At 54.9% G+C, this 13,891-nt stretch carries 11 protein-coding genes; 8 read left to right on the top strand and 3 right to left on the bottom strand.

What is annotated here, in order from left to right; translation table 11 throughout:
- Window positions 1-25: 25 nt before the first annotated feature.
- The 3 genes from FRD01_RS16985 to uvrB all read right to left on the bottom strand — a co-directional run bounded on the left by FRD01_RS16985 (window position 26) and on the right by uvrB (window position 4,904).
- On the bottom strand, window positions 26-2,050 hold the full coding sequence (locus FRD01_RS16985) for a DsbA family protein (RefSeq protein ID WP_146961740.1): 2,025 nt from the start codon (window positions 2,048-2,050) through the stop codon (window positions 26-28).
- 134 nt (window positions 2,051-2,184) lie between these two features.
- A complete protein-coding gene (locus FRD01_RS16980) occupies window positions 2,185-2,880 on the bottom strand; it encodes a hypothetical protein (protein ID WP_146961738.1) in 696 nt (231 codons plus the stop codon).
- A gap of 20 nt (window positions 2,881-2,900) precedes the next feature.
- Complete coding sequence (gene uvrB, locus FRD01_RS16975) at window positions 2,901-4,904, bottom strand: excinuclease ABC subunit UvrB (protein ID WP_146961736.1); 2,004 nt, start codon at window positions 4,902-4,904, stop codon at window positions 2,901-2,903.
- 150 nt (window positions 4,905-5,054) lie between these two features.
- Here uvrB and FRD01_RS24920 point away from each other — a divergent pair, with 150 nt between their 5' ends.
- The 8 genes from FRD01_RS24920 to sugE all read left to right on the top strand — a co-directional run bounded on the left by FRD01_RS24920 (window position 5,055) and on the right by sugE (window position 13,850).
- Complete coding sequence (locus tag FRD01_RS24920) at window positions 5,055-6,623, top strand: thrombospondin type 3 repeat-containing protein (RefSeq protein WP_249755695.1); 1,569 nt, start codon at window positions 5,055-5,057, stop codon at window positions 6,621-6,623.
- On the top strand, window positions 6,620-7,150 hold the full coding sequence (locus FRD01_RS16965) for a SixA phosphatase family protein (RefSeq protein ID WP_146961734.1): 531 nt from the start codon (window positions 6,620-6,622) through the stop codon (window positions 7,148-7,150). Before FRD01_RS24920 ends, FRD01_RS16965 begins: the two co-directional genes overlap by 4 nt.
- Window positions 7,151-7,154: 4 nt before the next feature.
- The gene (locus FRD01_RS16960; protein WP_146961732.1) at window positions 7,155-8,945 is read left to right on the top strand and encodes a hypothetical protein; all 1,791 of its coding nucleotides are present in this window, start codon (window positions 7,155-7,157) and stop codon (window positions 8,943-8,945) included.
- The gene (locus FRD01_RS16955) at window positions 8,946-9,473 is read left to right on the top strand and encodes a hypothetical protein (RefSeq protein ID WP_146961730.1); all 528 of its coding nucleotides are present in this window, start codon (window positions 8,946-8,948) and stop codon (window positions 9,471-9,473) included.
- 148 nt (window positions 9,474-9,621) lie between these two features.
- Window positions 9,622-10,677 carry a hypothetical protein gene (locus FRD01_RS16950; RefSeq protein ID WP_146961728.1) on the top strand — a complete coding sequence of 352 codons (1,056 nt, stop codon included), beginning with the start codon at window positions 9,622-9,624 and terminating at the stop codon, window positions 10,675-10,677.
- Between the two features lie 85 nt (window positions 10,678-10,762).
- The gene (locus FRD01_RS16945; RefSeq protein ID WP_146961726.1) at window positions 10,763-12,037 is read left to right on the top strand and encodes a dihydrolipoamide acetyltransferase family protein; all 1,275 of its coding nucleotides are present in this window, start codon (window positions 10,763-10,765) and stop codon (window positions 12,035-12,037) included.
- 97 nt (window positions 12,038-12,134) lie between these two features.
- Complete coding sequence (locus FRD01_RS16940) at window positions 12,135-13,463, top strand: hypothetical protein (protein WP_146961724.1); 1,329 nt, start codon at window positions 12,135-12,137, stop codon at window positions 13,461-13,463.
- A 72-nt stretch (window positions 13,464-13,535) separates the two neighbouring features.
- Window positions 13,536-13,850 carry a quaternary ammonium compound efflux SMR transporter SugE gene (sugE, locus tag FRD01_RS16935; RefSeq protein ID WP_146961722.1) on the top strand — a complete coding sequence of 105 codons (315 nt, stop codon included), beginning with the start codon at window positions 13,536-13,538 and terminating at the stop codon, window positions 13,848-13,850.
- Window positions 13,851-13,891: the final 41 nt, after the last annotated feature.

Genomic DNA, 13,891 nt, shown 5'->3' with positions numbered 1-13,891 from the left:
AGAAGCCCGCGTTGCCAGAAGCGGATTACTTCTTCTTGGCAAGTTCAGCGTCGATGACTTCCTTGAACTTAGGAAGCGGCTGAGCACCAACGACGCGATTGCCGTTGATGAAGAATGCTGGGGTTCCACGAACGCCAACAGCTGAGCCTTCTGCCATTTCGGCATCGACCTGCTTCTTGAGCTCATCGCTGTTGAAGTCAGCTTTGAACTTCTCCATATTCAAGCCAAGCTCTTGAGCCACTTTCTCGAAGTGACCTGCGGTCTTGAACTCTTTCATGGTTGCGAAGAGTTTGTCGTGCATTTCCCAGAACTTGCCTTGCTTTGCAGCAGCGAGAGCTGCGCGGTGAGCGGCAGGAGCTTCCTGGTGGAATGGAAGTGGGTAAGCTTTGAAGACCAACTGCACTTTGCCATCGTACTCCTTCATGACTTCTTCGATGGTACCAGCTGCGCGTGCGCAGAATGGGCATTGGAAGTCAGAGAAAGCGAAGATGGTGACAGGTGCGTTCTTAGGTCCGCGAGTAACAGCGTTTCCGATGTTAAGCTTGCTTGGGTCGACCTTGTCTGGTGCGGCTGCTGGAGCTGGTGTTGGTGCTGCTGCTGCAGGAGCGTTCTTCTTGTTTTCAGCAACAACGGCTTCGTAAAGAGCCTCACCCTTAAGGTTACGCTCTTTCTTGAGCTTCTCAGCAAGTGCGATCTGCTTCTTGATTTCAGCTTCGAACGCTGGGTATGGCTTTGCGCCGACCAACTGAACGCCGTTCACGAAGAAGTTAGGGGTTCCACGAGCGCCAACTTTGGAGCCGAGCTCAAGGTCTTCCTTGACGATTTGCTTGCCTTTACCGGAGTCGAGGTATGCCTTGAACTTGTTGACGTTCAAGCCCAGCTGTTGAGCGTAGCCCGTGGTGAGCTCGCGCATATCAGCACCTTTGAAAGACTGCATGTTAGCGAAGAGAAGGTCGTGCATTTCCCAGAACTTTCCTTGCTCATGAGCGGCCAAAGCAGCTTCGTGGGCAGCAGGAGCTTCCTGGTGGAATGGTAGTGGGTTCTGCTTGAAGACAATACGGACTTGCTCGCCGTAGTTCTTCATGACCTGCTCAAGTGTTGGGTTAACACGGCTGCAGAATGGGCATTGGAAGTCTGAGAACTCGACGATGGTCACCAGGGGATCCTTGGTGTTTCCTTTCATCGGATCATTAGCGCGAACAGGAACCATATTGACTACGGTTGCTGGTGCAGCTGGCTTGTCAGCCGATGGCGCAGATGGGGTGTCCTTGAAGTTCTCGGCAACCATTTTGCCGTAAACTTGGTCTTTGGCAACGCCTGCTGCAGTGTGCTTTTTGACTTGCTCAAGCTGTGCTTTGACGATTTCTTCGAATTTCGCGAGTGGTTGTGCGCCAGAGACGCGCTCACCGTTGACGAAGAAGTGTGGGGTTCCACGAACGCCAATCGAGTTACCAAGATCTTGGTCACGCTTGATGATTTCGTCGTTTTTTGGGTTGTCGAAAGCGGCTTGGAACTTGGCCACATCAAGGCCGAGCTCTTTTGCGTATCCCGAAGTCACTTCTTTAACGTTTACGCCTTTGTGCTTAGACACGTTTGCGAAAACCTTCTCTTTCATCTCCCAGAATTTGCCTTGCTCGCCAGCAGCGATGAGGGCTTTGGAGAGTGCCGGAGACTCAGCTTGGAATCCAAGTGGGTAGTGCTTGAAGACCAATTTGACGTCGTTTGGGTACTTTTGCTGCAGCTGCTTGAGCGTCTCTGAACCACGTGCACAGAACGGACATTGCATGCTCGAGAACTCCACCACAGCGATAGGCGCTGAAGGGTTTCCGAACACGGGGCTGTCTCCGATAGGAATCTTGTCGGAATCGCCAGCAACGCCGCCGCGAGCAAGTGCTGCAGCGCCTTGAGCGCCAGCTTCGACAGCAGCACCAGGTTGAACTGATTCTGCGCCTTTGTTTCCGATGACGTAACCGCCTGCGAATGCGATCAATGCGATCGCGACCATCACGAGCAGATTTGATCCGCTCGAACCTTGGGCATCATGTGCCATAGTGTTTCTCCTTTAGAAACGTTTGTTTAACTAAACTGCAATTATACTTGAGCCCGAGCCTTCTACTCGAAAGCTTGGGATTCATCTAGGGTCTTTGTGTGATGAGGGGCAGTTAAACTGCACCCTCGACCGCATCAAGCATTTGGGGGTGGGGTGGGTACGTCCGAGGTGCTCCAGACGAAGCGAAGTCCCGGATTTGAGCGCATTGGATTCGCTCTTTGGACCGCAACTGGAGGTGAGAAGCTCACCGCCGTTTCAGGCACCAGGTTGATCGGCGCATGCATTTCGAGGCTGATTGTGACCATGGGGTGCGGCGCACTTTCACACTCGATCTCATAGGAGAGGCACTCTTTGATTGGAGCTTTGAGCGCGTACTTAGGCAAATGGGCGCGTGGTGGCTCAGGTTCTGACCGGGGGGCGTTCTCAGCCACCTTTTCACGGACCATTGCCAGTGCGACATTCGCAAAATGTTTGGACGCACGCTCCGACTGCATCTCAGCGATAGCAGCAGGCAGCGTGGACATCGGAGCACCTGCATCTTCAAAACACACACTGAAGTCTGCTTCGTTTAGGATTTCCTCGGGCGAAGAGCATGGCTCTGCCTCTTGAGCGACCTCATCGAGATCATTTTCGGTGATCCAAGAGATTGCTGAACTGACCGGAGCCTCTTTGATCTCTTGACCACAAAGGCTCTCGCCTTCCCAAAAAAGGGCGTAGGCATTGGTGCTTGAGAAGGCGATGGCGAAAGCCAGGACTTTAAGCATCAAGGTGGCGAGTGCCCGTATATGAGACGAAGTCATCATGCGCCAAGGACCATAGAGGAAAGCCATTTGAACTGCAAGAGGCTGGCCTAACCCGCTTCTCTAGCGGCGAGTTGGACTTCGAGCCGGCGAATCTGGTCGCGAATACTGGCGGCCTTCTCGAATTGGAGTTGGTCCGCCGCTTCGCGCATTTTCTGCCTGAGATTGGCGACGATCTTTTCCATATCGACCACCGTGGCATCCTCTGGCGCCTTGACCTCATCGATAGGTTTATCGTCTTCCTCCGGCATATCCACGTGGCTTTCTAAGTCGTAGATCCGCTTTCGAATGGTCTGTGGGGTAATCCCGTGTTTCTGGTTGTACTCCTCTTGAATCTGCCGGCGACGATTGGTCTCCTCTACGGCCTCTTGAATGCTCTTGGTTATGGTATCGGCGTAAAGGATGACCGTACCGTTTATATTTCGTGCGGCACGTCCGATGGTCTGGATAAGGCTCCGTGTACTTCTCAAAAAACCTTCTTTATCGGCATCGAGAATGGTCACAAGACTTACCTCAGGCAAGTCGAGCCCCTCTCTGAGAAGATTGATGCCCACGAGCACATCGAACTCACCCTTTCGGAGGTCACGAATGATGTTCATTCTCTCGATGGTGTTGATATCGCTGTGGAGATACCGGGTCTTGATCCCGAGATCCATCAGGTATTCCGTAAGGTCCTGAGACATGGACTTGGTCAAGGTCGTGACGAGTACGCGCTCGTTTTTCTCCACCCTTTTGACGATTTCACCATAGGCATCATCCACCTGCTCCGTGGCGGGGCGAATCTCGATTCGCGGGTCCAAAAGGCCTGTGGGCCTAATGATCTGCTCCACGACGACACCTTGAGTTTTTTCGAGCTCGTAATCTCCGGGGGTGGCTGAAACAAAGACGACTTTGTGGATCTTGGATTCCCATTCGTCGAATTTGAGCGGGCGATTGTCACGCGCACTTGGGAGCCTGAAACCGTAGTTGACCAGGGTGTCTTTACGAGCGCGGTCACCGCGGAACATGCCGCCGATCTGAGGCACAGTGACGTGTGACTCGTCGATAATCATGAGGAAATCTTTGGGAAAGTAGTCGAGCAAACACGGTGGCGCTTCGCCTGGAGCTCTGCCAGAGAAATGTCTCGAATAGTTTTCCACGCCATTACACGTACCTTGAGTAATCAAGTTTTCCAGATCATGTTGAGTACGTTGCTCGAGCCGTTGAGCCTCGATGAGTCTGCCTTCGGAAATCATGGTTTCGAGCGTCTCTTTGAGTTCAACCCGGATACTGTCGATCGCGATCTTCTTTCGGTCAGGGGTGATGACGTAGTGGGAGTTTGGATAGATGGCAATTTTGGAGAGCTCTTCAAGCCGTTTGCCGCGCAAAGGATCGATGAGCCAGATCTTTTCGATCTCGTCTCCGAACATCTCTACACGTATCGCGACTTCATTCTCAGAGGCTGGGAAGATCTCGACGATATCGCCACGAACACGGAAGGTACCGCGGTGGAAGTCGCGGTCATTTCTTTCGTACTGAATATCGACTAGTTTTCGCAAAAGTGCGTTTCGCTCAATCCGCATGCCCTCTTCGAGCCATATCAACATACCGTAGTAAGCCTCACTCGACCCGAGGCCGTAGATGCACGACACGCTGGCGATGATGATCACGTCGTCACGACCAAAGAGGGAGCTCGTGGCGCGGTGGCGCAACCAGTCAATGCGCTCGTTAATCGAGGAGTCCTTCTCAATGTAGGTGTCAGAGGACGGGATATAGGCTTCAGGCTGGTAATAGTCGTAATACGAGACGAAATACTCGACCGCATTATGGGGGAAGAACTCACTAAATTCGTTGAAGAGCTGAGCCGCCAGCGTCTTATTTGGCGCCATGATGAGCGTTGGACGGGCATATTGTTGAATAAGATTGGCGATGGTGTAGGTTTTACCTGTACCAGTAGCCCCCAAGAGCGTTTGATGCTTCTCTTCTCCTTTCAGGCCCTCCACAAGTTGTTCAATAGCGAGAGGTTGGTCGCCGGCCGGAGAGAAAGGGGCTTCTATTCGAAATGGTGTCTTCATAATCTTTGCACTCGCCACTCATGAACACATGTTCAGCTGCAATATTGCTCGCCGATAGAGGCGAGTCAAGAGGTGAGCGTCAAAAACTTGTGGTTGGCGATCTGCGAAAACTTCGTAGGATAGAGTTTGCCGACTTGTGACGGGTATAATGTGAACAAAACTAGATTCCTAATTTCGCTCGTTCTTGTGTTGTTGACTCTGAGCGCATGTAAACCTGAGTTCACAGACGATCAGTGCCGGACGACTTCGGAGTGTTTTGAGGGTGATGTCTGCTTGCTTGGGATCTGCCAGAAGCCGTTTCCAATCGTGGACATGGATGAGCCGGACGAGTCGGATATGGACGTGCCGGACGAAGAGCCGGACGCCCCCGTCGACACTGATGACGATGGCGTGCCTGACGCGGACGACAACTGCCTGGATATCGCAAACCCAGACCAGAACGATTCGGACGACGACGGCCAAGGGGATGCGTGCGATGACGATCTCGATGGCGATGGCATCGCCAACGACGAGGACAACTGCCCGTCGATAGAAAATCCGGAACAAGAGGACCTCGACGAAGATGGCGAGGGTGACGCATGCGACCCGGACTTGGACGGGGATAGTGTTGAGAATGACGTCGATAACTGCCCGGAAGTCTCCAATAATGCTCAGGAGGATACAGACGAGGACGGCGTCGGAGACGCATGTGACCCCGATATCGACTCGGACGAAGTCGTCAATGACGACGACAACTGCCCGTTTGTTCCGAATCCAGCTCAGGAAGACCTCGATGAGGACGGTGAGGGCGACGCATGTGACGACGACCGCGATGGCGATGGCGTCTTAAATGGCGAAGACAATTGTCCCGATTTAGCGAACCCGGACCAATCAGACAGCGATGGGAACGGCGTTGGAGACCTGTGTGATGTGGATTCAGACGGGGATGGCATTCCTGATCCGATTGATAATTGCCCCGAGATCTCCAACAACGATCAGGCAGACGCAGACGGCGACGGCGTTGGGGATGCGTGTGATAATTGCGTCGATAACGCGAATCCGAATCAGATGAATTCCGACGGGGACTCGCTCGGAGACGCCTGTGATAACTGCCCCGACATCGACAATGAAGTCCAGTTAAACTCGGACACGGATTCGCTCGGAGACGCGTGCGATAATTGTCCAAACGCCTCCAATCAGAACCAATCGGATATTGATGGGGATATGGTAGGGGATGTGTGCGATGCTGACCGAGATGGAGACGGCGTTGCGGACGCTCAAGACAATTGTGTATCCATCCCGAACCCGACTCAGGCAGACGCCGATGGTGATGGCGTTGGAAATGCCTGCGATAACTGTTTCGGCATTCAGAACCCTCTGCAGTCAGATATTGACCAAGACGGGGTTGGAGATTCCTGCGACGTATGCCCTTCCCTTGCAAACCCTCAACAATTTGATACCGACTTGGACGGCGTGGGCGATGCGTGTGACGTGTGCCCGAGCGTCTTCGACCCGGAGCAGGAGGACCTAGATGACGACGGTCTGGGGGATGCCTGCGATCCTGACCGAGATGGAGACGGGGTTCCAAACAACCAGGACAACTGCCCTGATTTGGCCAACGGTTCTCAATCGGACACGGACGGGGACAGCATCGGGAACGCTTGCGATAACTGCCCGTTCGACTTCAATCCGAACCAAACTGATACCGACGGAGACGGCATCGGGGACGCCTGCGAATGAAGGAGTTCGAACTCTTCCTGATGAGACACGGTGTTGCCGAGGAATGGTCGCCTGAAGGCGATAGGGAGCGGTCGCTGAGCGAAGAGGGTAAGGCGCGGATCATTCAAGCGGCACGGGGGATTTCGACGCTTGGTTTTAAGCCCGACGAAGTCCTTGTGAGCCCGTATCTAAGGGCTCGGCAGACGTGTAAATTGGTTTTAGATGGTGTGGGGCTTGAGCTCGAGCCTGAGCTTTGTTCGGACTTAATTCCCGCGGCAAGTCCAGCCGAGACCGTTCAGCGACTGCTTTCGAGCACCGCCGGCCAAGTGGCTGTTTTTGGGCATAATCCGAATATCACGGCGGTTGTATCGAAGTTAGTGGCGGGACACGACGTCTCGTTTTTTAATATTCGCCCTGGAACACTGATTCATTTGCAGATCATGGAGCCATTCCCTTTTGCGCGTGGGCCACAGACGCCTCACGCGGTGGTGCTTGGCGTCTATCCATCTGAAGTCCTTGAGACAATCGGCCGGGGCATGGCGCAATGACGAGATGATTCGAACCAAGATCAAAAGCCTTCTGACGCTCAGCTCTATCCTTTTCTTTTGCATATGCGTCTTGAGCGCGTGTGCCACTCAAAAGGCAGCCCAAGCACCAATTGTTGAAGAACCGTGGGGAGGACTCGTCGAGATTCTTCCCGAAAACTCCCCGATCGTGGCTGAGATTCATGGGCGCGACCTCCTGAAGAGCGTGAAATTCGTGCTGGACTGGTTCTCCGCGGAACCTGAAAATTGGGGCGCCCAAGGGGCGAGCATGATTCGAATGGCGAACCTCTATTGGAAGTTGTTTTCCTCGACCGCAGGCGGTGATCCGACGCTCGATGCGACCTGGCATGGAATAGGAGTCGATGCTGAGCGTCCCATCGTTCTGGCGGTCCATCCGGTAGTTCAAGACGGATGGATGGATGCGATTGAGGCGGGCCAACAGCCCACGGTAAACGCGCCGGTCCTCGGGTTTCGAATGATCGTACCGACGCACACGGAGAATGTTCTTAGGAATTTTGTCTCGGATGCGCTCAAGACCGCGTCGTACACACTGCGGGAGGAAGGAATCTGGGGACCTTCGGATACGTCCTTTCCCTGGATATGGGTTAATGTTGGGCCGGTCCAATCGGAGATCGACGTGGTTTTTGTCTCGACTCATTCCACCACCGAGACCCGGGAGCGCGAGGCGATAAGCGCGCTCAAGCGTGCGCGGGGGTTCAAAAGAGGTGCTCCTAAGGCTCCGGTTTTTCCGGAGTCTTCGTTGATCTCAATCTCGGTTCATCAAGAAACGGCGGCGACTTTTGCGCGAGCCACCGCGTATTCGCGCGCGCTCGGCCTTTCGAACCGAGTCAGCATCGACGAGCGTTCCGCCTATTTGAGCAAGCTTGTGGCCCAGGCTATTCGCGGGTCTCAGGCGTTTGAGGTGCGAAGCCAAGAGCTTCCGATGTCGCGATATACCTTGAGCTCGTCGGGGTTCTCGATGGACTTTCTGCTCGGGGATGGCGCGCCGCGAATGCGTTCGAGCGCCTTGGGTGGCATCGATTCCGGCACCTCAGACATCGGCTTCTTCATGGACTTGAGACCCTTGAACGACGAGCGGGCACGCTACCTCAAGCTCCCGGATGCCGAGCGGGGCTTGCAGTTCATAGACAATGAAGACCCCGAAGACTTCGTCTACATGTTCACGCTTTTCAGGAGCCTAGCTCTGATCGCCGGAAACCTCTTGGATGCGGCTCCTGAGGCGTTTTCGGAGCCGTGGGCGAGTTTGGTGGGTGCGCTAGACGGTGCAGATGTGCTGGAGATCTCGCAAAATCAGAACCTCCAGATCTTGGCGCACCTCAAGGAACGGCCTGCCGATCGCAGACAGGACGCGGCACGCGATGTGGCGAGTTTTTTCCAGATCTTGCACGCACACCTCAACGGTGAGGCCGCCCCGAACCCCGTGGCGGGAGTTGTGCCGGATAGCGTCGAAAGCCTGAGTTTGACGGGGAGTTCGGGGAGCACAGTCTTTCTTCCTTCGAAGAATCTCTTCTTTGCGCAGGAAGTCAATGATCGCGAGACAACGCCGGGGGATCCGCAATTTCAAGACCGCGGCGAGGACGATATCGCGTTCTTCAGGGCGGAGCCGATTTGGCTCGTGCGGTTTTTGTCGGAGCAGTCTGCGTACTCAGAGATCGAGTACGGCAGGATCGCGCAGAGGTTGGGTGCGATTGAGGCTCGGATTTCGCCCCATACCCAGGGCGAATTGGAAATGATACGCTGGCAGATGGAGATGAAAAAACCGCTGGTTGTGGACTGAATGATGGACCTTTCAGAAGTTTCAGAGGAGCTCGACTCGGGGCGTTGGCACACGCGACTCATCGAACTGATGGGGATCCTGGGTAATCTGGGCACTCCAAAGCTCTTGGGTCTTGCGCAATCGCTTTTAGCCGCGGGGCTCAAGATTCGATTCTTGGTGTCGAGCCTTGGTGAAGAAGACGCACCCGACCTCGTTGGGCTTTTCGAAGACATTCTCGAGGAGTTTCGAGAGCTCGGACAGAGTTTGCCGGATGCCGGTGAGATTCTGGAGACGGTGGTTCAACTCGAAGGGATTCTGAAGTCCTTGGGTTCGACTCCTGCTTTCGAGTCCTGGCGCAAAGAGTTCTTGAGTGCTTGCGGCAAATTGGTGGAAGACCTCTTCGCCAAGGCCTTTGAGCTGATGACGTCTCGTGAATCGAGGCCGGAAAACGATCGTGCCATCATGCGGATTTTCGAGCTACTCGAGGTCATTGCCCATCGCCTTGTCGACGCGGGTGTCGCCGCGGGCCGAGGCGCATCAAATTTCTAGATCTCGAGTTCTTCGATCTCTCGGAAAACTGAGACACCTGGGGAGCTAAACCACGCGAAGTCCAGCAAACTAGCGGCAAGCGGTGTTTGGCACGAAAGCTGAATAATATGTCTCCAAGATTAGAAAACGGCGTGATTAGGAGACCCGAATGAAGAAACTCAGCTTATTGATTGGATGTTTGGGAGTGATTTTGACCGGATGTATCGCGCCTCCTTCGGAGGACGGATCGCGTCTAACCAAGGAGGAAGCGGAGCGGGTCCAGAAAGGTGATGCGCGCGATCTCTGCGAAGCCTATGGGTGGTACGGAGACGGCATCTGCGACGAGTTTTGCCCCAACGCAGATCCGGATTGTGCCGTAAACTGCCTGGCGATTCCTGTGTGCGCTGACGACGAGATCGAAGTCGAATCGTGCGAGGGAATCGAGGATTGCGAAGAGAGCTCGATGTGTGGCGTGACCATCTACTGCGCCGAGGATCAGCTCAGTTCATGCCTTGCCTACCCTTCATGCCAGCCCGGCTATGTGGAAGTTGAGACCTGCCCGGCTGACGCGTCATGTGTGGAAGAGTCACTTTGTGGCAGCACGATCATCTGCATGGACTCTGTGCAGTGTGCAGCTATCCCAGTGTGTCCCGAGGGCTACGAAGAGGTTCAGGCTTGTTCCTACGGCGACACCAACCTTGGAGACTGCCATGAAGTGACGGAGTGCGGCGCGACGATCCTTTGCGAGCAGCCAATCTACCAATGCGAAGCTTATCCCGTGTGCCCCGAAGGGACTTTGGAAGTTGATGGCTGTGACCCGAATGTGGACCCGACGACCTGCACTGAGCATTCGATTTGCGGTCACACGATCTACTGCCAAGAGACCGCGGTTGACTGCCTCGCCTACCCTGTGTGCCCAGCCGGATATCGTGAAGTCCAGACTTGTAGCGACCCAGCTGGCTGTCATACGGAGACGATGTGCGGTGTCACGATCCAATGCGAAGCGCTGACCGGAAACGAGTGTGTCACGGACGCGGACTGCTTCCGAACGGGCTGCAGCGGTCAGATCTGCGCGTCTCAACAGATCGCGACCACGTGTGAATACCTTCCTGAATACGCATGTTACGACGAGCCAACGACCTCGTGCGGCTGCAATTCCAACGGCCAATGCGGTTTTGCACAGACCGACGCGCTCGCCGCGTGCCTTGGTCAAGACTCTCCATAAGGCTAAGAGACTTGCGGCCGTCCATCACCTTGAAGTAGACAATGCCACGTGAGATCACGTGGCATTTTTCGTTGAGAGGTTCGCAATGCGCACAGAAGTAGTCATGCCCCAGATGGGCGAATCGGTAGCCGAAGGGACGTTGACGCAATGGCTTAAGCAGATTGGGGAGCGTGTGGAGCGCGATGAACCTCTTTTTGAGATCACCACAGATAAGGTGGATGCTGAGATTCCAAGCCCTACGGATGGTATTTTGGTGGAGATCCGGGTTCAGCCCGGTCAGACCGTTGAGATCAACCACGTAGTGGCTATCTTGGACACCGATGGAAAGATCACGGCCGCACCAGAGGCTGAGGAGAAGCCAGCCCCAAATGGCGCGAATGGCGCGAGTGCCCCGCAGGTCGCCGCTCCCGTGAGCGCGCCTAAGGTTGAAACGAGCGGCAACGAGAGTATCGAAGAGCTGCGCCGCACGAAGTCCACGCCGCTGGTACGAAAGATCGCTGCTGAGCATGGCATTCAGGACATCTCTTCCATCGCGGGATCTGGGCTCTCAGGCCGCGTGACCAAGCAAGACATTATGGAATACATCGAGGCAGGAAAACACGTGGGTGGTACGACCGCCGCGCGCCCTGCTGGCAAGCCTATCCAGCCGCATCACACGCCTGTAGATATCGGCGGACGCGACCGTATCGAGCCGCTCTCACCGCAGCGCCTCGCGATTGCGCGGCATATGATCGCGAGCCGTCAGACCTCCGCCCACGCTCAGACGGTCCACGAGGTGGACTTCACGAACGTTTGGGCGGCAAAGAAGGCCATGAGCGCTGAATTCGCAGATCGTGGTGTGCGCCTGACGTTCACGGCATTCTTGATTAAGGCCGCCGCCGAAGCGCTGGCTGCCTTCCCGATGGTGAATTCGTCACTCGACGGAGATCACGTGATCTACCGAGGCGATATCAATATCGGCATGGCTGTGGATCAGGGCGAGAGCCTGATCGTACCAGTGATTCGCAATGTGGATGAGATGAGTTTGCTTGGCGTTGCCCGAGCAGTCACAGACCTTGCGGAGCGTGCGCGGACCAAGCGCCTTAAGCCGGACGAGGTCAAAGGTGGTACGTTCACCCTGACGAACCCTGGAATCTTCGGCTCTGAGTTTGGCGTGCCGATTATCAATCAGCCTCAAACCGCGATCATGGCGACGGGTGCGATTAAGAAGCGGGTTGTGGTGGATCAGAAGACGGACGCGATCATGGTTCGGCCGACTTCGATCTGGTGCATGAGCTTCGATCATCGCGTTGTGGATGGCGCGACGGCCGATAGATTCATGCTTCGGATGCGCGAAGTGATTGAAAACTGGCAAGTTTGATCTGAATGCGACTCTGAATTGGCGAAGTCGCCATTTTTGATTACACTCCGGGGACTGCAAATGTTGTATGTCAGTCCTTTAGTCCTGAGCCTTATCTATGCAAAATCTCCGACGATTCTTGGCTTTGTTCGTCGTGCTCTGCGTATTCTTCCCCGCGAGTGCGTGGGCAGCGGACCCGCTGCGCATGGCGTTTGTGGATGCTTCAGTGTCCGGTGGGCAGAATGCCTACGACCTGATCCTAGAGTACTTGGAGGCCAGTCCAGACATTAAGGTCAAGGACTCCGACAAGATCTGGGATGCGGCGGACGCTGTGGGCGTGTCGCGTAAAGACTTCCGCAACGGAAAGCGCCGTCAATCGAGCGCTAAAGAATTCAGACAGGTCATGAAGAAGCTCGATATTGAGTCGATCATGATTTTGGACGTTTTCTCCAAAGGGCGAAAACTCCAGGTGGTAGTGATCGGCCCGAGCGGTGAAGAAGTCGCCGACGTGCGCAGAGATATTAAGCGTGGGCGGCCAACAAAGGCACAGGCTCGTGATATTCTGAAAGAAGCGTTCGGTACGCTGGTGCCTAAAGTGGTGGCTTTCCGTGATGAGGGTGGCTGGGATGCCTATCAGGACGACGAGCCTGAGGAAGTGGCCGAAGTTGAGGAAGAAGAGGAAGTCGAAGAGGAGGAAGAAAGCGACTCGATTAAGGAGTCCGTGATTGCAAAGCGCCAGGGCGAGTTTGGGCTTGAGCCCGGGTTTAGCGTGGATTTTGGCGCGTTGATTGGTTCGCGCTCGTTCAACATGACCTCGGAGGACGGCTTTGAGCTCGACCATAAGAGTCCATTTGTAGGCATTTCAGCTCGCCTTGAGTACACGGCCGCTGTATTTTCCGAGGGGAGTTCGGCATTCGGCATCGCGGTCTTCGGAGGGTACGCGCCTTTCACTACCTTGTTCGATCAGGAAACCGAGTACGCCAGTGATTACGCGCAGATCGGTGCTGAGCTCGTGTTCACCAAGGCCTTCTCTCCAGAGTTCATGCTGGATGTATACGGCGGTGCCGAAGCGTGGAGTATCACGATCGCGAAGAATCCGTTCTACACGGGTAACCAGTACATGTCGGGGCGTATCGGGCTTATGGCCAATTACTCAGCGGGTGTGATCACACTCTTTGGTGGCGGTGGTGTGTTGCCAGCGTTTGGCGTGAACAATTCCGACAGTGCATTTGGTGAGGTTGATGGTTTGACGCTCGGATTCGAGGGTAAAGCCGGACTCGGTTTCAATCTCTCGGAATCGATCGGCGTTAAGGTCGGTTATAATTTCCGCATGATTTCGCCGAGTCATCCAGAGCCGGTGGTCGTCGGTTCACCTTCTGATCCAGACCCGATCTCGTCTTCCGACACATTGCATATCGGCACCGTGACAATTGGCTACTCGTTGTAGCCTTCAACCTGCTCTATCGAGCCCTGACGAGGAGACCCGTACCAGGTAGGAACGACGGGCTATGGAGGCACCATGGCTTGGTTCGTATTGGTCGTTGCGGGATTGCTCGAAGTCGTCTGGACGCTCGGACTCAAATACACAGAAGGTTTTACTCGGGTGGGGCCAAGCATTCTGACCGCCACGGCGATCGTTGCGAGCATGTGGATGTTGGCTCAGGCAGCCAAAACCTTGCCGATTGGAACGGCCTACGGGGTCTGGGTCGGAATTGGCGTGGTTGGCGCGACCATTGGTGGAGTTGTTCTCTTTGACGAGCCTTTAAATCCATCGCGGGTCTTCTTTTTGATCCTGCTTGTGGTTTCGATCGTTGGTCTCAAGGTGAGTGCGTGAGCTCGAACTGAATCTGTGTGGGTTAGGAAGCATCACACGAG

The sequence above is a fragment of the Microvenator marinus genome (assembly GCF_007993755.1).
Classification (GTDB): Bacteria; Myxococcota_A; Bradymonadia; order Bradymonadales; family Bradymonadaceae; genus Allomicrovenator; species Allomicrovenator marinus.
This window is presented reverse-complemented; position numbering and strand designations above follow the sequence as displayed.

Bases quoted from the DNA above. Each gene is read 5' to 3' on its own strand.
- FRD01_RS16980 (WP_146961738.1), bottom strand. From the start codon at position 2,880: ATGGCTTTCCTCTATGGTCCTTGGCGCATGATGACTTCGTCTCATATA.
- FRD01_RS16950 (WP_146961728.1), top strand. From the start codon at position 9,622: ATGAAGAAACTCAGCTTATTGATTGGATGTTTGGGAGTGATTTTGACC.
- FRD01_RS16985 (WP_146961740.1), bottom strand. From the start codon at position 2,050: ATGGCACATGATGCCCAAGGTTCGAGCGGATCAAATCTGCTCGTGATG.
- uvrB (WP_146961736.1), bottom strand. From the start codon at position 4,904: ATGAAGACACCATTTCGAATAGAAGCCCCTTTCTCTCCGGCCGGCGAC.
- FRD01_RS16965 (WP_146961734.1), top strand. From the start codon at position 6,620: ATGAAGGAGTTCGAACTCTTCCTGATGAGACACGGTGTTGCCGAGGAA.
- FRD01_RS16960 (WP_146961732.1), top strand. From the start codon at position 7,155: ATGATTCGAACCAAGATCAAAAGCCTTCTGACGCTCAGCTCTATCCTT.
- FRD01_RS16940 (WP_146961724.1), top strand. From the start codon at position 12,135: ATGCAAAATCTCCGACGATTCTTGGCTTTGTTCGTCGTGCTCTGCGTA.
- FRD01_RS16955 (WP_146961730.1), top strand. From the start codon at position 8,946: ATGATGGACCTTTCAGAAGTTTCAGAGGAGCTCGACTCGGGGCGTTGG.
- FRD01_RS16945 (WP_146961726.1), top strand. From the start codon at position 10,763: ATGCGCACAGAAGTAGTCATGCCCCAGATGGGCGAATCGGTAGCCGAA.
- sugE (WP_146961722.1), top strand. From the start codon at position 13,536: ATGGCTTGGTTCGTATTGGTCGTTGCGGGATTGCTCGAAGTCGTCTGG.